Consider the following 24407-nt stretch of genomic DNA (forward strand, 5'->3'; position numbering starts at 1 on the left):
CGCCAGTCGACCGCGCGCACTGTTGGCGGCATGCGCATCGGGCCGGCAGCTGTTGCAAAAATGCGAACCGGATCGCTGCACCCGCCTTGCTGGCGTCCACTATTGAATACTGGATATAATCACAGTGTCCATGCCATCCTGACCCGTATGTCCCAGCCGCCGCGCCGCATTGCCCACCTCGACATGGATGCGTTCTACGCATCGGTCGAATTGCTGCGCTATCCGGAATTGCGCGGCACGCCCGTCGTCATCGGCGGCCGCTCCACGACGCCGCCGTCGGTGCGGGCCGATGGCAGCCGCGACTATGCCCGCCTGCGCGATTACGCCGGGCGTGGCGTGGTCACGACGTCGACCTACGAGGCGCGCGCGCTGGGCGTGTTCTCGGCCATGGGCATGATGAAAGCGGCGGCGCTGGCGCCCGACGCGATCCTGCTGCCGGCCGACTTCGATTCGTACCGCCACTACTCGCGCCTGTTCAAGATGGCCGTGGCCGCCATTGCGCCGCACATCGAAGACCGCGGTATCGACGAAATCTATATCGACCTGACGGACCACCCGGACGAGACGCGCACGCTGGCCCAGCGTATCAAGGATGCCGTGCGGGACGCGACCGGCCTGTCGTGCTCGATCGGCGTGGCGCCCAACAAGCTGCTGGCCAAGATCTGCTCGGACCTGGAAAAGCCGGACGGCCTGACGATCGTCTCGCTGGACGACGTGCCGTCGCGCATCTGGCCGCTGGCCGTGCGCAAGATCAACGGCATCGGCCCGAAAGCCAACACCAAGCTGATCTCGCTGGGCATCGAAACCGTCGGCCAGCTGGCCGCCGCCGACCCGAAGCTGCTACAGGAACACTTCGGCCTGAACACGGCGCAGTGGTTGCGCGACGTGTCGCACGGCCACGATACCCGCGCCGTCGAAACGAGCTCCGAGCCCAAGGGCATCAGCCGCGAAACGACATTCGAGCGCGACCTGCATGCCAGGCACGACCGTGCCGCGCTGTCGGAGATTTTCACGCGGCTGTGCACACGGCTGTCCGAAGACCTGCATCGCAAGCGCTATGCCGGCCGCACCGTGGGCATCAAGCTGCGCTATGCCGACTTTCGCACCGTCACGCGCGACGTCACCTTGCCGCAGCCGACGGCCGATGCGGCCACGATCCGGCGCGCGGCCGGAGAATGCCTGCGCCGCGTGCCGCTGGATCAGCGCATCCGGTTGCTGGGCGTGCGCGTCAGCGCGCTGACGCCGCTGGACGAGCTGGCGCGCCATCCCGTTGCCCGGCAAGGCGAGCTGTTTCCGTCATGAGACGGCCATTTGGACACAGTATTGTTGCAATTGGGGATCGTTTTTGCGCCACAGCGGTAACAATATCCCGATGGCTGAGCTGTCGGGGCGGGTGTAAAATGTCGAGCTTTGCAACGAGCTGAACAAGGTAATCAGAGCATATGTGGTTCAAGAATCTCCAGATCTACCGTCTGCCCGCGCCGTGGGCATTTACTCCCGAACAACTTGAGGAAGCGCTGCGTCCGCACTCGTTCACCCCGGCCAGCAGCAATGAGTTGATGCGCCAGGGCTGGGACTCGCCACGCGGCAACGGCTCGCTCGTGCACGTGGTAAACAAGCAGATGCTGATCCTGCTGGGCACCGAGAAAAAACTGCTGCCGTCGACCGTCGTCAACCAGGTCGCCAAGGCCCGCGCGGCCGAGATGGAAGAACAGCAAGGTTTTGCTCCCGGCAAGAAAGCCATGAAGGAACTGAAGGAACGCGTGCACGACGAGCTGCTGCCGCGCGCCTTCACCATCCGCGGCAATATCTGGACGTGGATCGACCCCGTCAACGGCTGGCTCGTGGTGGACGCCGCCAGCCCGGCCAAGGCCGATGAAGTCATCAAGCTGCTGCTCAAAGCCGTCGACCGCATGCCGCTGGAAAGCCTGCGCGTGCAGCGCTCCCCGGTGGGCGTGATGACGGCCTGGCTGCAGGAAGACGAGGCACCGGCAGGTTTCACCGTCGACATGGATACGGAACTGCGCGCCACGGGCGAAAGCAAGGCGGCCGTGCGTTACGTGCGCCACACGCTGGAGCCGGAAGAGGTGCGCCGCCATATCGCGGCCGGCAAGCAGTGCACCCGCCTGGCCATGACGTGGGACAGCAAGATCTCGTTCGTGCTGACCGAGGCGCTCGCCATCAAGGGGTCAAGCCGCTGGACGTGCTGAAGGAGAACGAAGCCGTCACCCGCAACGACGACGAGCGTTTCGACGGCGACTTCATGCTGATGACGGGCGAACTGTCGAAGCTGCTGACGGATGTCGTCGAGGCCCTCGGCGGCGAAGCGACCGCCTGATCAGCCCGCGCCGGCGCGACGCCGGCGCAATGGACCTGACAGGCGACCTGTCAGGCTGCCTGTTACGCGACTACGCCGAGGATTTGCAGGATCGGCAACGTCTTGTCGCGGAACGCCGTAGCGCGCTTGATCATCTCGCGCGTCTGCTCCTCGTCCGTTTCGGTCGGCTTGCCATCGACGACGAGCCGGCGCCCCTGCCGCGCCAGCACGGCGTTGGCAAACCTGGCCCATTGTTCCGCATCCTTTTCGCCTTGGGAGCGGGCCAGCACGAACAGCAACTGTACCGCATCGACCGGTACCGCGCCGCCCGTCGCGGGCGACACCAGCTGCTGCAGCTCCGGCGTGGTCAGCGACAGCGCGGACAGGTGCGCATTCAGTCGGTCCGTGCGCGGACGGGCCTGGGCGGCGACCTCTTCGCTGCGCAGCACGGCCAGCGAGCCGATGCCCGTCAGGATGTAGACCGCCTGCAGCACCTGGTTCTTGTTCAGTTGACGGGTCGCGCCATGCGCGATCAGTTCGTCGACAGTGCGTGGCTGGTGGTCCGCGAGGAAATCCAGGAGGGGCTCGTACACGCCGGCGTTCAGCTGGATCTCGCCGACCGGCCCGTTGGCCTTCAATGACACGTCGGCACGCGGCGTGGTCAGGGCGACGCGCAGCTCTCGCAGCAGCTTGTCCTGCAGCACGACGCCCAGCTTGCGCGGGCCGCGCACCCAGTAGTCGCGCCGGAACGTCTGATTGGTGATGAAGTCGCGCACCGTTTGGGCCAGTTGCACGTCGCCCAGTTCGGCAAGCAGCTTTTGCTGGTCGGCCGACAGGTTGATGGCTTCGATCTGGTCCAGGTAATGGGCCGAGCAGGCAAAGCCGACCTTGGCCGGTTCCAGCCAGTGCGCCATCTGCGCAAACGTCAGCGGCAGCCAGTCGCGGTTGAAGTATTCATGGGCCACATACGACCGGTTCTGCCCCTTGAGGCGGTCAAACCGCGTCTTCGCGGCCGGATTGGCCTGCAGATAGCGTGGATTGGTGGCGAACAGCCTGTCCATGAACGCCAGGCTCTGTTCGACGCGGCCGAGCGAACCCTGGCCGGGTGCGCCCATCACGGTGGCATATTCCGTCATCAGGTCGCGTACCGGTGCCATGGCCGCCCAGCCCGGCTGGGTGTTGTAGCTGATGTAGAGCACACCGCCCACTTTGAGCTTGCGGCGGATGAAATCGACGATGATGGCGCGGTTTTCGTCGGAGATCCAGCTGAAGATGCCATGCAGGCCGATGAAGTCGAACTCCGGCAGGTCCGCGCGGCTGCAGAACTCGGCGAACGACTGATCGTACAGGTGCGCAGTGGCACCGGACGCGCCCACCAGCTCCTGGGCGAACGCCGCCTGGGACGGGTTGAAATCCGTGCCGTACCAGGTCGTGTCGGCCGCGGCCGCGTGCATATTGACGCTCATGCCCTGCCCGAAGCCCAGCTCGCAGGCCGTGCCAATCTCGGGTGGGACGATACCCGCCATCAGGAGCGCCAGGCGCATCCTGTGCGGATTCAGTTCGGCATACGTGCCGTAGGTATAGCCGATATCGGCAACATAGCCAGCGGACCAGTCGGGCATTACAACTCCTCTCAAGAATTACATCGTTTGAAATACTCCGGCAGCGCGGTTTTTCTGCACGTTGTTCCAGGCGAACACGGTGCCGTTCATGGCAACGTAGACGCCTGCGGGCAATGCCTGCGCGACACCGCAGGCAAACCCCAGATTGAAGAAGGCATCGGAATGATCGATTTCATACGGAATCATCGCGCCGGTCAGGACGATCGTCTTGTCGAGCCCGGCCGGGCCCAGCACGGCAGCCGTTTCCGGCATCGTGTCGGTGCCGTGCACGATGACGACGGCGCGCTCGGGCGCCCCCTGGCACGACGCCAGCACGCGGGCGCGGTCGGCGTCCTGCATGTCGAGCGAATCGAGCAGCGGCAGTTGTTCGAGTTGCACCCCGACCGTGAGGCGGGCACGGGCGATGGCGGCGGGCAGGTGGCTGTCCGCGAAGCCCAGAGTGCCGTTCAGTTCGTTGTAGTGCTTGTCGAAGGTGCCGCCGGTGGCGATGATGCGCAGGGTCATGGTAATACCGATAATAAGTTGCAGAAATGCTCAATCATAGCCTGCGTTGTGCGCTGCAAACCACTAAAAAGTTTGTCTGCGCTCATCTGGCAACTTGAGACGTCGTTGAGTACACTAGTAGGCTGTTGCAGCGAGGCCGGCGTTGCAGCGTGGCTGTCGCGATCCTGGCCTTGTTCACAGTTTTCTCTCGGCAACGACCCATGAAAGCGCTTGCTCCCGGCACCGTCATTTTTCACCGTCATCGCGGCTACGGCGTGATCACGGCCGTCAACCTGCTGACCGGCTGGATTGCCGCCCGGTTCGGCAGTGAAGCGCGCACGCTCGACCTGAACCTGTCTACGGACGAAGTGCAATACGCGGACGGCGAAGCGATCCTGTTCCGCCGCGCCCCGCCCGACCGCATGCCGCACGCGCGCCTGATGGCGATGGTGCGCGCGCTGCACGAAGCGGGCTACCAGAAACTGTATCTGTATTCGTGGCCGAAACCGTCCGGTCTGCACTGGCGCTGGCACCTGTTTACGGGCACGCGCGACTGGATGCAGCGCTCGTGGCGCGAAGGGTGGTACGGCTCGGGCGCCGACTACAACGTCAATCCCGTGATGGGGTGGGGCGACAACCCGGGGGCCACCACGGAAGAGCTCGTCCACGCGCTGGCGAAGTTCGATCCGCAGGGGCTGGCACAGGCGCTGGGCCGCGACGAGGATCACACCGCGTGGTTTGCGCAGGTGTGCGATGCGTTACTGCCGGGATATATGTACAGCCTGGACATGCAGCGTCGCAACGGCGGCCCGCTGATCGAGATGCCGCCCGTCCCCGTGATTCCCGTGCGTGCGGGCCTGCCGCCTTACCCGGGGCCGGAAATCGGCTGGCCGCCCGGCTGGGCCGGGTTGTGGACGAAGGTGCATGTGCTGCCTGCGCCACGCATCAACCTGACGGGGATCCCGGAAGCGTGACGTCCTGACATGCGCTTCAGTCGGCGGCCCTGATGTGCTGCCGATAGTCCGGGTTCAGGATCGTCTTGCAGTGCCCGGCGGCGAAGTCCAGCAAGTTCCGGAACGCATGCTCGAAATACAGCTCATAGCTGTCCTTCTCGACGTAGCCCAGGTGCGGCGTGGCCAGCACCTGTGGCATGCGCAGCAGGGGCGAGTCCTCCGGCAGCGGCTCGTCAACGAACACGTCGAGCGCCGCGGCGCCGGGGCGACCGTCCCGCAGCGCGCGCTCAAGCGCGCCGTCTTCGACCAGCTCGGCCCGGCTGGTATTGACGAATAACGCCTCCGGTTTCATCCGCGCCAGGTCGGCCGCCGTGACGATGCCGCGCGTGCCATCCGCCAGGCGCAGGTGCAGTGTCAGCACGTCGGACGTTTCGAACAGCGCCTCGCGCGACGGCGCCGCGCGATAACCGTCCGCTACGGCGGCGGCCCGGCTGGCTTCGCTACCCCAGACCTGCACGTCCATGCCGAAAGCGCGGCCGTAACCCGCCAGCAGCTTGCCGATCTTGCCGTAGCTCCAGATGCCCAATGTCCGGCCCCGCAGCACGGTGCCCAATGTGTTGAAGGGCTGGCTGGTCGAGACGGTCTGCCACAGGCCCGCCTTCAGGTTGGCCGCATACGGCACGATCTTGCGCGACGCCGCCATGATCAGCGCCCATGCCAGTTCCGCCGGTGCCGTCGGCGAACCCGCCCCCTCGGCAATCGCAATGCCCAGCTCTGTGGCGGCCGTCACGTCGATATGGCCGCTGACCTTGCCCGTCTGCGAGATCAGTTTGAGGTTGGGCAACCTCGACAACAATGCGCGGTTGAAATGTGTGCGTTCGCGGATCAGGATGAGGGCATCGAACGGCGTCAGGCGGGCCACCAGCTGGCCGGTCCCGCGCACGGAATTGTTGAACACTTTGACATCGTGGTCGTCCATCAGGCTGAAGCAGTCCAGTTCGCGGACGGCGTCCTGGTAGTCGTCAAGAATGGCTATTTTCATGAAAGTTAGGCGAAGTTCTGAATCGGTTGGTAGGGAAATAACAGGATCGTGAATATCTCGAATAGCCTACTACATCAGTCAACAATTTTTCCTACATTTTTGTCTGAAAGGCTCGGGCGCAGGTGTACAATCGGCCCAATCGCGGAAGTAGACAGATGAGCACGTCGAGTCCCGCAGCGCGTTTCGGCAACGTGCCCGGTCGGAGGCACGGCCTAGGTAGATGCCGGATCGACAGCGCGCGCGGCCCTGCCGATGGTGCCCGTCGCTGCCGCGATTTGGCTTTACCTCCCGCCTACCCCAACGGGAGCGCGCCCTCGAGCAATCGGGCGCACCGACAGAACCGCCGTACATCGCCGAAGCATTCAGAATGCCTTTCCGAGCGCAAGCCACGAGCTGACGACGATCCTGCCGAGGACAGAATTCTTAATTGGCATTGGAGGTTTTTATGAATCAGCCCCTTATGGGAGGCGTTGCAACAGTGAACGCACCAGCTTACATCAAACAGCAAAAGCTGATCAATTGGGTGGCCGAGGTCGCCGCGTTGACCAAGCCCGAGCGCATCTACTGGTGCGACGGTTCGCAGGAAGAATACGACCGCCTGTGCGCCGAGATGGTTGCCGCCGGCACCATGAAAAAGCTGAACGAAGCCAAGCGCCCGAATTCCTATCTGGCGTGCTCCGATCCGTCGGACGTCGCTCGCGTCGAAGACCGTACCTTCATCTGCTCGGCCACGAAGGAGCAGGCCGGCCCGACCAACAACTGGACCGACCCGACCGAAATGCGCGGCACCCTGAACGGCCTGTTCGACGGCTGCATGACGGGCCGCACGATGTACGTCGTGCCGTTCTCGATGGGCCCGCTGGGTTCGCCGATCGCCCACATCGGCGTGGAACTGTCCGACTCGCCGTACGTGGCCGTCAACATGCGCATCATGACGCGCATGGGCAAGGCCGTCTATGACGTGCTGGGCGAGGATGGCGAATTCGTCCCATGCGTGCACTCCGTCGGCGCGCCCCTGGCAGCCGGCCAGCAGGACGTGCCATGGCCATGCAACAGCACGAAATACATCGTGCACTTCCCGGAAACGCGCGAAATCTGGTCGTACGGCTCCGGCTACGGCGGCAACGCGTTGCTGGGCAAGAAATGCTTCGCGCTGCGCATCGCCTCGAACATGGGCTTCCAGGAAGCACAGCAGGGCGGCGCGGGCTGGCTGGCCGAGCACATGCTGATCCTGGGCGTCGAGTCGCCAGAGGGCAAGAAGCACTACATCGCGGCGGCATTCCCGTCCGCCTGCGGCAAGACCAACTTCGCCATGCTGATCCCGCCTGCGTCGTTCAAGGGCTGGAAGATCACGACGATCGGCGACGATATCGCCTGGATCAAGCCGGGCGCGGATGGCCGCCTGTATGCGATCAATCCGGAAGCAGGCTACTTCGGCGTAGCCCCGGGCACGAACGAAAAAACCAACTTCAACTGCATGGCCTCGCTGAAGGAAAACACCATCTTCACCAACGTCGCGCTGACCGACGATGGCGACGTGTGGTGGGAAGGCATGACGAAGGAAGCGCCTGCGCACCTGATCGACTGGCAGGGCAAGGACTGGACGCCGGCCTCCGGCACGAAGGCGGCGCACCCGAACGCGCGCTTCACCGTGTCCGCCGTGCAGAATCCGGTCATCGATGCCGCCTGGGACGATCCGGCCGGTGTGCCGATCTCGGCCTTCATCTTCGGCGGCCGCCGCTCGACGACGGTACCGCTGGTGACGGAAGCGCGCGACTGGGTCGAAGGCGTCTACATGGCCGCCACGATGGGCTCGGAAACGACTGCCGCCGCCGCGGGGCAGATGGGTGTCGTGCGCCGCGATCCGTTCGCCATGCTGCCGTTCATCGGCTACAACATGAGCGACTACTTCCAGCACTGGCTGGACCTCGGCAAGAACGTCGCCGCGAAAAACCCGGCAGCGCTGCCGAAGATCTTCTGCGTCAACTGGTTCCGCACCGACGAGCATGGCCACTTCGTCTGGCCAGGTTTTGGCGACAATATGCGCGTGCTGAAGTGGATGCTGGAACGCATCGAGGGCGAAGCAGGCGGCATCGAGACGCTGTTCGGCACGACGCCGCGCTACGGCGACCTGCACTGGGACGGCATCCCGTTCTCGCCGGAAGAGTTCGAGACGATCACGTCGATCGACAAGGACGCCTGGCGCGAAGAACTGAAGCTGCATGCGGAACTGTTCGACAAGCTGGCCTTCCGCCTGCCGAAAGAACTGACCGACAACAAGGCGAAGCTGGAAGCGCGCCTGGCGGTTTAAGCGGCGGGTATTGCTACCGGAAAGCGCACCTTCGGGTGCGCTTTTTTGTTATCCAAGAACCGGTGCCAGGCTCCTGTTTTGCTTCAAAACAGGAGCCTGTCACCAATTATGATGATCACGATGCCCCAACCGCAGCTATCCCCCGCCATCCCCATCCTGCGCACGTTCGACGCAACCCGGGCGCACGAGTTCTACATCGATTTCCTCGGTTTTACGATCGACTGGGAGCACCGCTTCGCGCCCGGCATGCCGCTGTACCTGCAGATCAGCCGCGACGGCCTGACCCTGCACCTGTCGGAGCACCACGGCGACGGCACCCCTGGCACAACGGTGTTCGTGCCGGTGGAAGGTATCCGCGCATGGCAGCAGGAGCTGATCGCGAAGGGATACGGCTATGCGCGGCCGGAGGTGGTCGACGTGCCGTGGGGCCGGCAGATGGAGATTGCCGACCCGTTCGGCAACCGGTTGCGGTTTTGCGAGTTGAGCGACGACTGATGCTGTAAAAACGTCATCGCGGCGTCACATTGACCCGGAATAATCGCGCCATTCGCCACTTCCGATCACTTCAATGTCCCGTCGCGCCTTCTGCCGTACCGCCATCGCTTCCGCTGTTTTGTTGCTGTCCGCCTGTGGCGGCGGTGGCGGCAATGTCGACCTGTCGCCCGTTTCCGCCGCGCCGCCGGCACCCGTCGATCCGGGCTTCGTGGAAAACGTGCCGTTTCCCGCGGTGGCAGCGTTTGTCGACAACGCGGCGTCGAACCAGCAGACCAACGTGACGATGGACGTCAACGCCGGCGTGCGCACGCTGGCGGGCTTTCGCGAGCTGTGGCAGCCCGTTGTCGAGAAGATCGACGTCAGCACGTGGAGCGGCCTGCCCGGCCAGGGCACGGTGCTCAACGAAGCAATCCACCGCCAGAACATCCAGTACGTGGTCGACGCCACGACGCGGCGCACCGCCGCGCAGGCCACGGCCGCCTACATGGACGACCGCCAGAACCAGGCCTACAGCATTGTCGACGGCCTGGGTCCGCTGACGGCCGCATGGCGCGCCGGCTCGAAAGCCACGACCACCATCACCGGCGTGCCGGCCGACGCAACGTCCGTCAAATATGACGACGGCGGCAACGGCGCCGGCGACGCGGCCGATCCAGAATTCGGCAGCGTCGTGAAGATGATCAACGCGATGCGCAATAACGGCTCGACGGAACCCTCCAAGCGTTACTACAAATACCCTCGGCCTTACCGCTGGTCGACCGACGTCAAGGTCGCGCCCGCGCTGGAGCCGGCCAAGAGCCCGACGCCGCCGACGGATGGCGGCTTCCCCAGCGGCCACTCCAACGCGGGCTTCATGAACGTGCTGTCGATGGCGTATGTGATGCCGGAGCGCTTCCAGGAGCTGATCACGCGCGGCACGGAACTGGCCGAGAACCGCATCCTGTCCGGCATGCATTCGCCGCTGGACGTGATGGGCGGGCGCATCCTGGCGCAGGCCATCTTTGCCGGCAATATCAACGACCCGGCCAACGCGGCGCTGAAGCAGCAGGCGTATAACGATGCTCGCAAGTACATCATGGCGCAGACGAAGACGGATGCGAACACGCTGAACGCCTATGCGCATGCCGGCACGGCGGCGAACGACCGCTACGCCGACCGCGCCGCCAACAAGGCGAATTACCTGCGCCGCATGACGTATGGCTTCCCGCAGATCAAGGCGGGCAATGTGCCGGCCAGCGTGCCGAAGGGCGCCGAGGCGATTCTGGAAACGCGGCTGCCGTACCTGGATGCGATGCAGCGCCGCGCCGTCCTGCGCAGCACGGCGCTGCCGTCCGGCTATCCGGTCATGGACGATCCGGAAGGGTGGGGCCGCCTGAACCTGTTTGCCGCGGCCGACGGCTACGGCGCCTTCACGGGCAACGTCGTCGTCACGATGGACGCGGCGCGCGGCGGCTTCTACGCGATGGACGCGTGGCGCAACGACATCGCCGGCGGCGGCAAGCTGACCTTGAAAGGCAGCGGCAAGCTGGCGCTGTACGGCAACAACAGCTGGATGGGCGGCACGCAGATCGACGGCGGCACGCTGGAAGCGGCATCGCCGGGCGCGCTGGGCGCGGGCGACGTGTACGTGGGCGGCGGAATGCTGTCGAGCGTGACGAAGGGGCGCCTCGTCATCGGCGGCAATTACACGCAGCTGAACGGCGGCACGACGGAGATCACGATGAACGAATCGGGCGCGGGCGTCGTCGAAGTGAAGGGTACGGCCACAATCGTTGGCGGCACCCTGCGCCTGAAATTCGGCAACGGCTTCAAGCCGGCGGCGGGCAGCAGCTATGCCGTGCTGACGGCCGGGGCGCGCCGAGGGGTGTACGGCAGCATCGTCGTCGACGGCTACAAGGCCACGCCGGAGTACGGCGCGACGGGCCTGACGATCCGCATCGACGGCTGATTGCGGTTATGCTGTGCGCACCAGATACCCACGGGAGCACAGCATGACGCAACAAGGCAACAACGGGACGCCAGCGCGTCCAGAACTGGACGACGATACCCTGGCGTTCGCGCGCCGCGTTTTCCAGTTTGCCCGCGCCGGCGAAACGGCCGAACTGGCAACCCTGTTCGCACAGGGCCTGCCGCGCAACCTGCGCAACGAACGGGGCGACAGCCTCCTGATGCTGGCCAGTTACAACGGCCATGCGGACACGACGCGGCTGCTGCTGGAGCAGGGCGCCGATCCGGAACTGCAGAACGACGCCGGCCAGACGCCGCTGATGGGCGCGGCGTTCAAGGGCGATCTCGCCATCGCCACCCTGCTGCTCGATCACGGCGCGCAGGTCGACGCGGCAGGCCCGGACGGCAAGACGGCGCTGATGTTTGCCGCGATGTTCAACCGGGTCGAGATCCTCCAGCTGCTGCTGGCGCGCGGCGCCGATCCGGCGGGCACCGATGCCAACGGGTTGACCGCGGCGCAGGCCGCGCAGAAGATGGGCGCTGCCGATACCTACGCGCTGCTGGCGCAATAACACAAGGCGGTGAGTCCGCTCACGTGCCGTGCTTGCTGAGCGCGAACGCGCACAGGAAGCCGGCCACGGTAATCAGCCCGGCAAAATCGTGCGCCTCCGCGAACGCCTCGGGAATCATCGTGTCGACCAGCATGGCGAGAATCGCGCCGGCCGCCACGGCCGTCGTCGCCGCAATGACGCCTTCGGGCAGCCCGCTGAACAGCGTGAAGCCCGCCAGCGCCGCGAGGCCCGAAGCCGCCGTGATACCGGCCCAGATCCCGAAGATGTACAGCGCCGAACGGCCCGCCTTTTTCATCCCGGCAGCGCTCGACAACCCCTCGGGAATATTCGACAGGAAGATCGCCGCCACCGTGACCCCGCTGACGGCGCCGCCCTTCAGCATCGACAGCCCGATGACGATCGATTCCGGGATCCCGTCCAGCAGCGCGCCCACGGCAATGGCGGTGCCGCTGCTGGCGTCGTCCTGCTGTTTCGGCTGGCGCTCGTCCGAGCGCTTGCGGTGCTTCGCGCCGTAATACGTCAGGATGCGGTTGGCCAGCGTGTACACCAGCGCGCCGCCGAGAAACCCCGTCGCGGTGGAATTGAAGCCGCCCTGGGCAAAGGCTTCGTCCATCAGTTCAAACGACAGCGCCGAGATCAGCACGCCGCTGCCGAACGCCATGATGGCGGCAATGACGCGCTGCGGCACGTTGACCCAGTAACCCACGGCGGCGCCGAGCAGCAGCGCGCCGCCGGCGACCAGTCCCCAGAAACCTGCCTGTAACCATGGTGCGATGTCTGTCATGCCGCTTCCTGTTCGGTCAATGATTCAGTGTAAGCCGGGCAGTGCGCGCATGGCGCGCGGCGCGTCATGCGCGACGTGCCGCTTCGGCGCGGTGGCGCATCAGCCCGAGAATGGACCGGTGAAAGTCCTGCAGCACCATGCGGCCCCACAGGTCGCCATACAGCTTCAGCTGCGATTTGTTGAGGAAACGCGTCGTCAATGTCAGGTCGGTGCCGCCGCCCGCCGCCGGTGCCAGGTCGTAGCCGCCATCGAGCACGGTGAAGTATTCGCCGCCCATTTCCACGTGCTGGTCCAGCGCGTCGCGCGGAATGCCGCCGGGCGGGATGTGGAAGCGGTAGTGCATTGCCGTCGGCCGCTGCCAGTGTGTGATCACTTCTTCGAAGCGCACGTTCTTCTCCCAGCGCGACACGCGCACGGCGCCGACGCCTGTGCCCTGCATGTCCGCCTCGATCGGTTTCGGCAGGCCGATCGCGTGAACGAACGCGAAACCCAGTTCATCCGGGGCGATGCGCCGGACGTCGGCCAGTTGATCGAACACGGCTTCCGGCGGCGCATCGATATGGATCGTCGTCGTCACCGTCTGCTCGCTTTGCGACGGCGGCAGCGCCGCTTCCACGGGCCCCAACAAGAGCGGCAGCAGCACGAAGGCGGACACCGTTCCCTTGCTGTCCAGTGTACGGCGATGCAGCCAGCCGGCCAGCACGCCGCCGAGGACTGCCGCGACCATGAACACAGGCAGTACCAGCACGATGCAGATCAGGCCTTCGAGCAGCGTGACGAACATCGTCAACAGGAACAGCAGCATCGCTTTCGCTGCCACACGGGCGTCGTGCCGGGGTGACGTGCGCTCGCCCCGTGCGGCCATGAACACGGCCAATGCACCGAGCGAGAAGGGAGTCACGACGAGGAACGCTGTCGAGACAATGTCGAGCAACCCGAAAGGCCTGTACGGCATGCCGACGCGCACGAACAGGCCATATGCCACGCCAATCGCGAGAGGCCACACGACGCGGGCGGTGCGGGAGTAAGAGGGCTGCGTCATTGCTGAAAGTGTCGATATCGGAAGCAGTATTGTCGCACCGAACTCATCAGCAAAAGCGTTTGCTTTTTCGCACGCCTGTGCTAAAGTAAATCGCATGAACACTTCCGCCAAAAGCGAGGCCACCTACGCCCTGATCATTGACGCCGCCATGGACATGGCGGCAGCGGAAGGCATCGGCAAACTGTCGCTGGGCGAGCTGGCCAAGCGCACAGGCATCAGCAAGAGCGGCGTGTTCTCCCGCGTGGGGTCACTGGAAAGCCTGCAGGGTGCCGTGCTGGACGAGTACGACCGCCGCTTCGCACAGGAAGTCTTCCTGCCATCGCTGCAGCATCCCGTCGGCCTGCCGCGCCTGCAGCAGCAGGTGGCGCTGTGGCTGAAGAAGGTGACGGACGAAGGCACGCGCAACGCCTGCCTGTACACGGCGGGTGCGTTCGAGTTCGACGATCTGGAAGGCCCGCTGCGCGACCGCGTCGAAGAGGGCGTGGCGCGCTGGCGCGCATCGATGCGCAGGACGGTGCTGCAGGCGATGGAGGCAGGGCACCTGCGGCCCGATACGGATCCCGAACAGCTGGTGTTCGAGATCTACAGCCTGATCATCGGCGTGATGCACGACGTGCGCTTCCTGCGCGAGATGGCGGCACCGAAGCGCATGCAGCGGGCGTTCGCCCGCCTGATTTCGACGTACAAGAGTTTCAACGACCTGGAATAACGTGGCGCGCCGGCCAGCCGGCGCTTTTCTTCGCAATGATTTCGCACAGTCGTGCGAAATGGAGGCTGACATGTATCTGCTGCTGGCAATACCCGTGATTTATCTGCTGCTTCACTTCAGCGTGGCGGACGTGCTGCGCGCCATACCCGACCGGAACGAGGATTTCGGCTTTTAACCTGAGAGGAGACCATCATGGACCACCAAAACAGCCCGATCGATTTCTACTTCGACCCTTGCTCGCCATACGCCTACTTTGCCGCGACCGGCATCGAAGCGCTGGCCGCACGCCATGGCCGCACCGTGCGCTGGCGCCCCGTCTCGCTGCTGGCGCTGTTCAAGGCCAGCGGCACGACACCGGCACCGATGGTGCCGTTGCGCGGCCCGTACGTCATCCACGACGTGGCGCGCACGGCGCAGCTGCATGGCATCCCTTATCGCAAGCCGGTCAACTTCCCGCAACTGCTGCTGGCGGCACCGCGCGCCATGCTGTGGATCGAGGATGCCTATGGCGCGGCGCAGACCGCCACGTTTGCCAAACGGTGTTTCAGCGCCTACTTCGTCGAAGGCGTGGATCTGGCACAGGACGAAGAAGTCGTGCGGCTCGCGCAGGAGCAGGGCGTCGATGGCGCGCGTCTGCGCATAGCGCTGCAGGGCACGGCCATCAAGGAGGCGTTGAAAACGGCAGGGGAGGAGGCGATCGCGCGCGGCGTGTTCGGGGTGCCGTTCATGATCGTGGATGATGAACCGTTCTGGGGCTTCGACCGGTTCGACCAGCTGGAGCGCTGGCTCGAAAAGGCGGCGGCCACGCAGGCCGCCGCCTGATCGCGGGGATTACTTCTTCTTCGTCGCCGGCGCGGCCAGCAGCGGCACCAGGTACTTGCCGGTGACGCTGTCCGGATTGGCCGCCACTTCTTCCGGCGTCCCGGTGGCGATGATCTTGCCGCCGCCGGCGCCGCCTTCCGGACCCAGGTCGACAAGCCAGTCCGCCGTCTTGATGACGTCCAGATTGTGCTCGATGATGACGAGCGTATTGCCCTGGTCGCGCAGGCGGTGGATCACTTTCAGCAGCAGGTCGATATCGTGGAAGTGCAGGCCGGTGGTCGGCTCATCCAGGATATACAGCGTGCGGCCCGTGTCGCGCTTGGACAGCTCCAGCGACAGCTTGACGCGCTGCGCCTCGCCGCCGGACAAGGTCGTCGCGCTCTGCCCCAGCTTGATGTAGCCGAGGCCCACGTCCAGCAAGGTGTGCAGCTTGCGCGCGATCGTCGGCACGGGCTTGAAGAATTCGTGCGCATCCTCGACCGTCATGTTCAGCACATCGGTGATGCTCTTGCCCTTGTAGTGCACTTCCAGCGTTTCGCGGTTGTAGCGCTTGCCGTGGCAGACGTCGCACGGCACGTACACGTCCGGCAGGAAGTGCATCTCGACCTTCAGCACGCCATCGCCCTGGCACGCTTCGCAGCGGCCGCCCTTCACGTTGAACGAGAACCGCCCGGCGCTGTAACCGCGCTCTTTTGCCGTCGGCACCGTCGAGAACAGGTCGCGGATCGGCGTGAACACGCCCGTGTACGTCGCCGGGTTCGAGCGCGGCGTACGGCCGATCGGCGCCTGGTCGACGGCGATCACCTTGTCGAAGTGTTCCAGGCCGCTGATCGAGTCGTGCGGCGCCGGTTCCATCTGCGAACCGTACAGGTGGCGGGACAGGGCCGGGTACAGCGTGTCGTTCACGAGCGTCGATTTGCCGGAACCGGAGACGCCCGTCACGCACGTCAGCAGGCCGACGGGCACCGTCAAGGTCTGGTTCTTCAGGTTGTTGCCGGTCGCGCCCGTGATGACGAGCTGGCGGTTCGGATCGGCCGCGTGGCGCTTCTTCGGCACCTCGATCTTCAGCGAGCCGTTCAGGTACTGGGCCGTCAGCGATTCCTTGTTCTTCAGGATCTCCTTCAGCGAGCCGGCCGCGATGACGTCGCCGCCATGCACGCCCGCGCCTTTGCCCATGTCGACGATGTAGTCGGCCGTGCGGATCGCGTCCTCGTCGTGCTCCACCACCAGCACGCTGTTGCCGATGTCGCGCAGGTGCTTCAGCGTTTCAATCAGGCGGTCGTTGTCGCGCTGGTGCAGGCCGATCGACGGCTCGTCCAGCACGTACATCACGCCCGTCAGGCCGGAACCGATCTGCGAGGCCAGGCGAATACGCTGCGCTTCGCCGCCGGACAGCGTGTCGGCCGAGCGGTCCAGCGACAGGTAATCGAGGCCCACGTTATTCAGGAACGTCAGCCGCGACACGATCTCCTTGACGATACGGTCGGCGATGTCGCGCTTGGCGCCCTTCAGTTTCAGCTGCTCGAAGAACGACAGCGTTTCGCGCAGCGGCTTCTCGGCGATCTCGTAGATCGCCTTCTCCTGCTTGCCGGTGCCGACTTTTACATGACGCGCTTCCACGCGCAGGCGCGCGCCGGTACACGTCGGGCACTTCTTCTCGTTGATGAATTTTGCCAGCTCTTCCTTGACCGCCATCGAATCCGTCTCGCGGTAGCGCCGCGACAGGTTGTTGACGACGCCTTCGAACGTGTGCTCCTTGACGATCGTGCGGCCACGCTCGTTCACGTACGTAAACGGCACGGTATTCTTGCCCGAGCCATGCAGCACGACGTTCTGCGCCGCGGCCGGCAGCTTTTCAAACGGCATATCCAGGTCGAACTCGTAATGGTCCGCGAGGCTGGACAGCATCTGATAATAAAACTGGTTGCGGCGATCCCAGCCCTTCACGGCGCCGGACGCCAGCGACAGGTTCGGGAACGCGACGATCCGCTTCGGATCGAAGAACTCGATATGGCCCAGGCCATCGCATTCGGGGCACGCGCCCATCGGGTTATTGAAAGAGAACAGGCGCGGCTCGAGTTCCTGCAGCGAGTAGCCGCAGGAGGTACAAGCGAACTTGTTCGAGAACACGTGCTCCACGCCGGTATCCATTTCATACGCCACCGCGCGGCCTTCGGCCAGGCGCAGCGCGGTCTCGAAGCTCTCGGCCAGGCGCTGCTTCAGTTCCGCATTGACCTTGATGCGGTCGATGACGACGTCGATGGTGTGCTTCTCCGTCTTCTTCAGCTTCGGCAGGTCTTCGACTTCATAGATCTTCGCGTCATGCGTGCCGCTCTGGACGCGGAAGCGCACGAAGCCCTGCGCCTGCATGGCTTCAAACAGGTCGACGTGCTCGCCCTTGCGGTTGGCCACGACCGGCGCCATGATCATCAGCTTCGTCCCTTCCGGCATGGCCAGCACGGCATCGACCATCTGCGACACCGATTGCGCCGACAGCGCGTGGTCGGGGTGGTTGATGCAGTACGGCGTGCCCACGCGGGCATACAGCAGACGCAGGTAGTCGTGGATCTCCGTGACCGTACCGACGGTCGAACGGGGATTGTGCGACGTGGCCTTCTGCTCGATCGAGATAGCGGGCGACAGGCCTTCGATCAGGTCGACGTCCGGCTTCTCCATCAGCTGCAGGAACTGGCGCGCATAGGCTGACAGCGACTCGACATAGCGGCGCTGGCCTTCGGCATACAGCGTGTCGAACGCGAGCGACGACTTGCCCGAGCCGGACAGGCCGGTGATGACGATCAGCTTGTTACGGGGCAGATCGAGGTTGATGTTCTTCAGATTGTGCGTACGGGCGCCGCGGATGCGGATTTCTTCCATGTATGTGTGCCTTGAGTGTGCCTTGATGGTCCATGACGACGGTGGGCCAGAACGGATGAATCTGCATTGCTGCTGCAAATCCGGTCAACCCGCAACTATAACGACGTTCGGAAAATGCTGCTGTGGGGACGCTTGAAACGTGAATCCGGTGTTCCGGCAGGGGATGCTCGCTGCGCCGGCAATGATGCAATACAGCTGGGTGCAGGCTGAGCGCAGCGGCGATGTCCACCCCAGTTGCTGCCGAACACCGGAAATTCAAGAGCCTTGTCGCATGCCAGCCATCTTTGATGCGGATCAGCCCAAACGCAACCGAACACTGTATATAATACCAGTATTCACAAGTGCTTGCTCGGGCACCCGGTCGGCTTGCGGAAAAAAAGCGCTCCGGCGCACATCAAGCCCCTGTCGCCCTGTCATATAATCGTTCTTTAGCAAAATTTCACGCAGGAGTTTCACATGGCATCTGTCAATAAAGTCATCATCGTCGGCAACCTGGGCCGCGACCCGGAGATCCGCTACATGCCGAGCGGCGATGCCATCGCCAATATTGCCGTTGCCACGTCGTTCCGCAGCAAGGACAAGAACACGGGCGAGCAGAAGGAAGTGACGGAATGGCACCGCATCTCGTTCTTCGGCCGCCTGGCCGAGATCGTCGGCCAGTACCTCAAGAAGGGCTCGTCCGTCTACGTCGAAGGCCGCCTGCAGACGCGCAAGTACACCGACAAGGACGGCGTTGAGAAGTACGCAACCGACATTATCGCGCAGGAAATGCAGATGCTGGGCGGCCGCCAGGGCATGGGCGGCGAAGGCGGCATGGGCATGGGTGGCGGCGACGAGATGGGCATGGGCGGTGGCGGCTACGACGCACCTCCTAGCCGTCCGGCGCCACGTCCGCAGCAGTCGGCCCCGGCACCACGCCCGGCACCGAAGCCGGCGCCGAACTTCTCGGATATGGATGACGATATTCCGTTCTGATCCTGGTCAGTAGGTTTCGTAAGCGACGCCATGCAGGTCCCAGACTTGCATGGCGTTTTTTCGTTTGCAGCGTTCGATGACAGGCAGGATGATCGGGCAGCCCGTTGCTCGAATTGACAACAAGTGCCGATAGCGGGGTGTTGTGCGGCCATCGCTGTACGCAGGGAAGAGGAGCGCCGCGCCCCCCTGCTTGTTCAGCCGATCTGCACGCTCATCCCACCATCAGCCATCACGATCGAGCCAACGATGAAGCTTGCACGGTCGGATGCCAGGAACGCAACGATCTCGGCAATTTCTTCCGGTGCTGCCGCCCGTCCGATGGGCGCAGCCTTACCATGCTCGGCGAGGAATTCGCGGCCATCTTTGCGGAAATGATTCAGCAAATTGGTCACGACATCGCCTACCCCGACTGCATTCACCCGGATGCCATGAGGGATCGCTTCGAGTGCCTGAGTGCGAGTAAGTTGAGCCAATGCGCCTTTGGATGCTGTGTACGCTGCAATACCTTCGAAAGCAAAATAGGACGCATAGGATGCGATATTGACGATGGCTCCCGAGTTCTGTTTCATCATCGCCTTCATCGCTTCGCGTGAATGCAAGAATGCTCCGGTAACATTTGTCTCCATTTGCCAGTTCCAATCCTGCCGAGTCATATCAACGATATTCTTGTAGACGATGCGACCGGCGTTATTTACCAGGACGTCGAGTTTTCCAAAGCGCTCCAGCGCAAGGGCAACCACCTGCTCCGCAGCGTCGTCCATCGTGATATCGGCCACGACAGGAATAAGTCCTTCGCGTGCCAGTTCGTGCACCGCCGGGTCGATATCCTCGGCAATGACCTTTGCACCACGAGCATGGAAGAGTTCGGCGATGGCGCGGCCGATGCCGCTGGCCGCGCCGGTGACGATCACGGATTTTCCCTGGACCTCGTTAGCGATAACAGTGTTCATTTCAATTCCTTTCCATAGACAGTTTGGCCATACGCCAGCTTGCCCAGCTGAAGATCCGAACGAAGGCTGGCGATATGGATTCTGACGTTGCTGGGGCATGCCGTCCCTCTACGATTTGCGACCACTGTCGGCGTTTTGCTGCCTGCAGAGTACACGTCGGTCTGGGGACCTGCTATTGCCAGGAATGGAAAAAGCGCAGGATACGTTGGCAATCGCTGCGCGGTGGCGCGAAACGAAGCATTGCGCCGAATGAGGCCTCCCGGCTCCCGTTACGGCTGCATGATTATCTGCCCTCGCGAAATCGCCGGGATGCTGCTCCTTTACCGTTCAATACGTGGTGATCTGCAAATGGCGAATGAAAATGCTCAATGCCGGAGCGATGCCTTCTGCGCCTGCGCTACCGTTTTGCTTTGCCAACTTCATAGGCAGGCGCAGCCGGATCTGTTTTCACGGTCCAGCTGCCGCTCTGCCGGAACGAAGATGCCGAAGCGTAGGTGTCTTCCATGAACTGGAAGTACGTGATTTTGCCGTCCTTTACCTTTGCATGAATTGAAAATGGGGAACGGAACGACGTACCGACGGCGACGGAGCGATAAGTGAACGATCCGAACGCGGCAACATGCTCGCCTGACCCGAACATATCCGTCACCGTAAAGTCTTCGATTGTCCAGTATTTTGCTACGCGGGCAAAGGTGCTGCTGAAAGCCTGCGGACCTCTGGCAGTTCCCGTCCATGGCTCGATCTCCTTTAGTTCAGGATTATCGAAATTGAGCGAGATATAGACGGCATCTTCCGCGACCAGCCGGCGGGCGGCGGCCTCGACCTTATCGGGGGCGGTATTCTCGAGAAACTCCTTCACGACGACGATTGCGTTGCCATTTTCGATGGCTGCGGCGTGCTGTTTCGCCGCCTCGGCCGTGCCATGTGCCGAGGCCGCGGAGACTACCATTAGTGCAATTGCGCCGGGCAGCGCAACCGATGCTATCGGGGTTCTTCGGTCAAGTCGGCATTGTGGTGCAGGGAAGGGGAGTGTAATGTGCTCGTCCATTTTAACCTTTGTATATTGTTGAGTCAGGCAGGGTGTCGATCAAGGCCGGGCAATGGACCTGGATCCTTCCTCGGGAGAACTGCAGTGCAGAAACCGGCACGGCGCAATTGTCCCGAGGTCGGCGTATCCAATCAAATTACGGCAAGCAAGCCACCATCGACGAGTAGTGCAATCCCCGTCACATAACTGGACATATCCGATCCCAGCCAAACCACCGCATCCCCGATCTCGGAAGGCTTGCCGAGCCGGCGCAGCGGGGTGCGCTGGCGGAAGCCTTCGGCGGCATCGGCGATGCCGGCGGCGGTGCGCAGCAGGTGGGTGTCGATCGTGCCTGGCGCTACCGCGTTGACGCGGATGCCGTCCGGGCCCAGCGCATCGGCCAGCGCTTTGGCCATCAGGACGACGCCGCCCTTGCTGGTCGAGTAGGCGACCGTCATGCCGGCGCCGACGATGCCGCCCATGCTGGCCATCAGCACGATGCTGCCTTCTTTACCGTTGGCCTTCATCTGGCGCGCCGCCGCCTGGGCCGAGAACAGCGTGCCGTCCAGATTGACCGCCATCAGGCGGCGGTAGCTTTCTTCGCTGACGTCGGCACCGTCGTCGCGGGCCGTGATGCCGGCGTTGGCGACCATGACGTCCACGCCGCCGAATGGCGCGGCAGCGTCGATGAGGGCGTCGACGTCCGCTTTCCGGCTGACGTCGGCCCGCACGAAGCGCGTCGCGACGCCGAGCGCCTCGATTTCATGGGTGGTGGGCGTGCCGCCTTCGCGAGGAAGCTCGGCGATATCGGAAACCAGGACTGCTTTCGCGCCGTGCTGTGCAGCCGAGATGGCGATGGCGCGGCCGATGCCGCTGGCGGCGCCGGTAACGATGACGACTTTGTCTTTCAACAGATTGCTCATGGTGTTTTCCTTGGCGGGATTCAGGCTGCGGGAAGCAGTGCGGGCAGGGCGCCCAGTTGTTGCAACAGCGAGTACAGGTGCGCCACGCCCCAGTGCTCGACGATGCGGCCGTCGCGCACGCGCATCACGTCCACCGTGTCGAAGCTGATCTTGCGGCCCGTTGGGGCCAGGCCGAAGACAGCACCTTCGTGCGTGCCGTGATAGGTCTTGTATGTCGTCACCCGGTCGCCTTCGACGGCCTGCCAGTGGATCACGGCGTGGAAGTCGGGGAACGCGGTGCGCAGGGCGCCGTACAGCGCGCGGGCGCCGGCCTTGTCCGGCGTGCCGCCCGGTTGCGGGGTGTGGTCGATGAAGTCGTCGGCGAACAGTTCGTCGAACAGCGCGAAGTTCCCGCCGCCCTGGACTTGCTCGGTATTGCGGCGGACGACCGCCTTGGCGATGGTGCCGATATCGGTGTTGGTGTTCATGTGATGCTCCCTGGGTGAAGACGCGGCGATGAGGCCTGCAGTCGTTGAAGCGCATTGTTGCGCTGACGAGGTCAGTGTAGGCGCATCGGAATCGGTGATAAATCCGCGCTTTGAAGCTACACTGTTCCCGATTCGAGGATAATGGGCGAAGGCTGTTGTCGAACCGGCGTCAGCATTGCCTTCAGCGCCAACGCTTCACGGCCCGGGCTGCGACCAAAGAACCGTTTGAATTCGCGGCTGAACTGTGAGCAACTCTCGTAGCCGACCATACGCGACGCGTAAGCCGCGCTGACACCATCGCGGGCCATCATCAGCTTGGCGTGTCGCAGCCGCGTCGATTTCAGGTACTGCATCGGCGTAGTCATCGTGAGTGCCTTGAAATGGCTATGAAACGCAGTGATGCTCATCCCCGCTTCGCCAGCCAGCATGGGCACGTTGACGGGCATGTCGTAATGGGCATGAATCTTTCGCAGCGCCTTGCCGATACGGCATACATGTCGATGCTGCGCAAGCGCGACATGCACGGCCCCGCCCTGCGGCCCGACCAGTACGCGGTACAGCAGTTCGCGAACCAAGCCGGGACCGAGCACCTTCGCGTCGACCGGGATCCGCAGCGCCGCCAGCAGGCGAAGCAATGTTTCGCACTGCTCCGCGCCGAGACAGACTGGAAGCTGGTCGCAATGATGCGCCGCAGGCACCGGCAAATCGGCACCGGCCAGCACCAGCAGTTCTGCAGCTACCTTCAGGTCGATATCGATCTGGATCGCCGACACCACCGCGCAGCCTGGCGGAACCACGCTGAGAGCGGAGGGCAGCACCAGGCATCGCAGCGGGGCGTATGCCGCCTCGGTCGCGTGCAGCCGGCCGATAATCATGACGGGGCCGCGCGCCGGAAAATCTGCCAGGTCGACGCCGCGCAGGAAGCGGATCCCTTCCATCGCGCATTCGGCCATGCCTCCTGCCGGAGAGAGCGATTCGAGCAACTCGGCGGCCTGGCGGTCAAGGTTCGCATGCATGGTTTCTCCCGGTGGTTTCAGCCAGTGTTGCCCGGGAACGGTGCCGGCCATGTCGGCATATTGCTGGCGCTGTCGAACGCTTGCGGTTTCCTGTGCGTCGCCCCTCTTTTGAGGGGCCATTCGATCCCTGGGCCTGACCGAATTGCACGATCCGGCAATGCATAGCCGCAATTGGGCATTCCCAGCGAAGCGCTACCGGGTAAATACTGCATATGACTCGGCGCCCTGAAGGCCGCCGGTCGCTTTTTAATATTCCTCGTCTGGAGATCGCAATGCCGAAAGTCCTCGTCCTGTATTACTCGTCGTATGGCCATATCGAACAGATGGCGCAAGCCGTCGCGGAAGGCGCCCGCGCGGAAGGGGCGAACGTCGACATTCGCCGCGTACCCGAAACGGTGCCCAATGAGATCGCCGTGTCCGCCCACTTCAAGCTGGACCAGCAGGCGCCTGTCGCCAAGGTAGCGGAGCTGGAACACTACGACGCCATTGTGATCGGCGCCCCCACCCGCTATGGCCGCATGCCGTCGCAAATGGCGGCGTTCCTCGACCAGACGGGCGGCCTGTGGGCGCGCGGTGCGCTGAACGGCAAGGTCGGCGCGGCATTTACGTCGACCGCGACCCAGCATGGCGGCCAGGAGCAGACCCTGTTTTCGATCATTACGAATCTTCTGCATTTCGGCATGACAATCGTCGGTCTGCCATACAGCCACCAGGGGCAGATGACGGTGGATGAAATCGTGGGCGGCAGTCCCTACGGCGCATCCACGATCGCCGGCGGCCAGGGGCAGCGCCAGCCGAGCGAGATCGACCTGGCGGGGGCGCGGCACCAAGGCAGCCTGGTAGCGAAAACCGCCGCAAAGCTGTTCACGCCGGGCTGACCGAGCGCCATTCGTTACCCCGACCGTGGCACGATGTTGTCGGCAGGCCTCGCCTGCTGGCTGCAATCAACAGTGCCGCAGCACTGGGGCGCGCAGAAGATGGAGGCTTGGCCAGAGAGAAAATCGCCGGCGCGGTCCCCCGGTTACCGGCACCAGCGTCGATCTGCTGGCATGGGTAGTCGACGGTGCCAACGG

General features: G+C 63.8%; 21 protein-coding genes and 1 pseudogene. 11 read left to right on the forward strand and 11 right to left on the reverse strand.

Features of this window, described 5'->3' with window-relative positions:
• Nucleotides 1–147 precede the first annotated feature (147 nt).
• Nucleotides 148–1302, forward strand: coding sequence for a DNA polymerase IV (gene dinB / locus E1742_RS17165; RefSeq protein ID WP_134386190.1), 1155 nt, complete (start codon nt 148–150; stop codon nt 1300–1302).
• A gap of 140 nt (nt 1303–1442) precedes the next feature.
• Nucleotides 1443–2338 (forward strand): annotated as a pseudogene (locus E1742_RS17170) (recombination-associated protein RdgC).
• Between the two features lie 62 nt (nt 2339–2400).
• On the opposite strand, the gene E1742_RS17175 reads toward E1742_RS17170, so the two are convergent.
• Together E1742_RS17175 and E1742_RS17180 are read right to left on the reverse strand one after the other, a co-directional pair.
• Nucleotides 2401–3939, reverse strand: a complete 1539-nt coding sequence (locus E1742_RS17175; RefSeq protein ID WP_134386191.1) for a methyltransferase regulatory domain-containing protein — start codon at nt 3937–3939, stop codon at nt 2401–2403.
• 18 nt (nt 3940–3957) lie between these two features.
• The gene (locus E1742_RS17180) at nt 3958–4443 is read right to left on the reverse strand and encodes an asparaginase domain-containing protein (RefSeq protein WP_134386192.1); all 486 of its coding nucleotides are present in this window, start codon (nt 4441–4443) and stop codon (nt 3958–3960) included.
• Nucleotides 4444–4643: 200 nt separating this feature from the next.
• Here E1742_RS17180 and E1742_RS17185 point away from each other — a divergent pair, with 200 nt between their 5' ends.
• The gene (locus tag E1742_RS17185) at nt 4644–5396 is read left to right on the forward strand and encodes an L-asparaginase (RefSeq protein ID WP_134386193.1); all 753 of its coding nucleotides are present in this window, start codon (nt 4644–4646) and stop codon (nt 5394–5396) included.
• A 16-nt stretch (nt 5397–5412) separates the two neighbouring features.
• Here E1742_RS17185 and E1742_RS17190 read toward each other — a convergent pair whose 3' ends face one another.
• On the reverse strand, nt 5413–6417 hold the full coding sequence (locus tag E1742_RS17190) for a D-2-hydroxyacid dehydrogenase family protein (RefSeq protein WP_134386194.1): 1005 nt from the start codon (nt 6415–6417) through the stop codon (nt 5413–5415).
• A 445-nt stretch (nt 6418–6862) separates the two neighbouring features.
• Between E1742_RS17190 and E1742_RS17195 the strand changes: the two genes are divergently transcribed.
• From E1742_RS17195 to E1742_RS17210, 4 genes are all read left to right on the forward strand, one after another.
• Entirely contained in the window at nt 6863–8728 is a 1866-nt protein-coding gene (locus tag E1742_RS17195; RefSeq protein ID WP_134386195.1) for a phosphoenolpyruvate carboxykinase (GTP), read from the forward strand.
• Between the two features lie 108 nt (nt 8729–8836).
• Nucleotides 8837–9223, forward strand: a complete 387-nt coding sequence (locus E1742_RS17200) for a glyoxalase superfamily protein (RefSeq protein WP_229466050.1) — start codon at nt 8837–8839, stop codon at nt 9221–9223.
• Nucleotides 9224–9296: 73 nt separating this feature from the next.
• Complete coding sequence (locus tag E1742_RS17205; RefSeq protein WP_134386196.1) at nt 9297–11171, forward strand: acid phosphatase; 1875 nt, start codon at nt 9297–9299, stop codon at nt 11169–11171.
• A gap of 43 nt (nt 11172–11214) precedes the next feature.
• Nucleotides 11215–11742 carry an ankyrin repeat domain-containing protein gene (locus tag E1742_RS17210; RefSeq protein WP_134386197.1) on the forward strand — a complete coding sequence of 176 codons (528 nt, stop codon included), beginning with the start codon at nt 11215–11217 and terminating at the stop codon, nt 11740–11742.
• A 19-nt stretch (nt 11743–11761) separates the two neighbouring features.
• Here the strand turns inward: E1742_RS17210 and E1742_RS17215 are convergent, their stop codons facing one another.
• Both E1742_RS17215 and E1742_RS17220 read right to left on the reverse strand, forming a co-directional pair.
• Entirely contained in the window at nt 11762–12526 is a 765-nt protein-coding gene (locus E1742_RS17215; RefSeq protein ID WP_206076687.1) for a ZIP family metal transporter, read from the reverse strand.
• A gap of 64 nt (nt 12527–12590) precedes the next feature.
• Nucleotides 12591–13568 carry an SRPBCC family protein gene (locus E1742_RS17220; protein ID WP_166793513.1) on the reverse strand — a complete coding sequence of 326 codons (978 nt, stop codon included), beginning with the start codon at nt 13566–13568 and terminating at the stop codon, nt 12591–12593.
• Between the two features lie 94 nt (nt 13569–13662).
• On the opposite strand from E1742_RS17220, the gene E1742_RS17225 reads away from it, so the two are divergent.
• Nucleotides 13663–14277, forward strand: coding sequence for a TetR/AcrR family transcriptional regulator (locus tag E1742_RS17225; RefSeq protein WP_134386199.1), 615 nt, complete (start codon nt 13663–13665; stop codon nt 14275–14277).
• Nucleotides 14278–14469: 192 nt separating this feature from the next.
• Entirely contained in the window at nt 14470–15099 is a 630-nt protein-coding gene (locus E1742_RS17230; protein ID WP_134386200.1) for a 2-hydroxychromene-2-carboxylate isomerase, read from the forward strand.
• Between the two features lie 9 nt (nt 15100–15108).
• Here E1742_RS17230 and uvrA read toward each other — a convergent pair whose 3' ends face one another.
• Nucleotides 15109–17976 carry an excinuclease ABC subunit UvrA gene (uvrA, locus tag E1742_RS17235; RefSeq protein ID WP_134386201.1) on the reverse strand — a complete coding sequence of 956 codons (2868 nt, stop codon included), beginning with the start codon at nt 17974–17976 and terminating at the stop codon, nt 15109–15111.
• Between the two features lie 456 nt (nt 17977–18432).
• Between uvrA and ssb the strand changes: the two genes are divergently transcribed.
• On the forward strand, nt 18433–18951 hold the full coding sequence (gene ssb, locus E1742_RS17240) for a single-stranded DNA-binding protein (protein ID WP_134386202.1): 519 nt from the start codon (nt 18433–18435) through the stop codon (nt 18949–18951).
• Nucleotides 18952–19145: 194 nt separating this feature from the next.
• Here ssb and E1742_RS17245 read toward each other — a convergent pair whose 3' ends face one another.
• The 5 genes from E1742_RS17245 to E1742_RS17265 form a co-directional block, all read right to left on the reverse strand.
• Entirely contained in the window at nt 19146–19901 is a 756-nt protein-coding gene (locus E1742_RS17245; RefSeq protein WP_134386203.1) for an SDR family NAD(P)-dependent oxidoreductase, read from the reverse strand.
• Nucleotides 19902–20298: 397 nt separating this feature from the next.
• Nucleotides 20299–20949, reverse strand: a complete 651-nt coding sequence (locus tag E1742_RS17250) for a nuclear transport factor 2 family protein (RefSeq protein WP_229466052.1) — start codon at nt 20947–20949, stop codon at nt 20299–20301.
• A 131-nt stretch (nt 20950–21080) separates the two neighbouring features.
• The gene (locus E1742_RS17255) at nt 21081–21851 is read right to left on the reverse strand and encodes an SDR family oxidoreductase (protein WP_134386204.1); all 771 of its coding nucleotides are present in this window, start codon (nt 21849–21851) and stop codon (nt 21081–21083) included.
• A gap of 20 nt (nt 21852–21871) precedes the next feature.
• A complete protein-coding gene (locus E1742_RS17260) occupies nt 21872–22318 on the reverse strand; it encodes an ester cyclase (RefSeq protein WP_134386205.1) in 447 nt (148 codons plus the stop codon).
• Nucleotides 22319–22434: 116 nt separating this feature from the next.
• A complete protein-coding gene (locus E1742_RS17265) occupies nt 22435–23454 on the reverse strand; it encodes a helix-turn-helix transcriptional regulator (protein WP_229466054.1) in 1020 nt (339 codons plus the stop codon).
• 152 nt (nt 23455–23606) lie between these two features.
• Between E1742_RS17265 and wrbA the strand changes: the two genes are divergently transcribed.
• The gene (wrbA, locus tag E1742_RS17270; protein ID WP_134386206.1) at nt 23607–24212 is read left to right on the forward strand and encodes an NAD(P)H:quinone oxidoreductase; all 606 of its coding nucleotides are present in this window, start codon (nt 23607–23609) and stop codon (nt 24210–24212) included.
• Nucleotides 24213–24407 lie beyond the last annotated feature (195 nt).

This window comes from Pseudoduganella plicata (genome assembly GCF_004421005.1).
In the GTDB taxonomy this organism is placed as follows: Bacteria; Pseudomonadota; Gammaproteobacteria; order Burkholderiales; family Burkholderiaceae_D; genus Rugamonas; species Rugamonas plicata.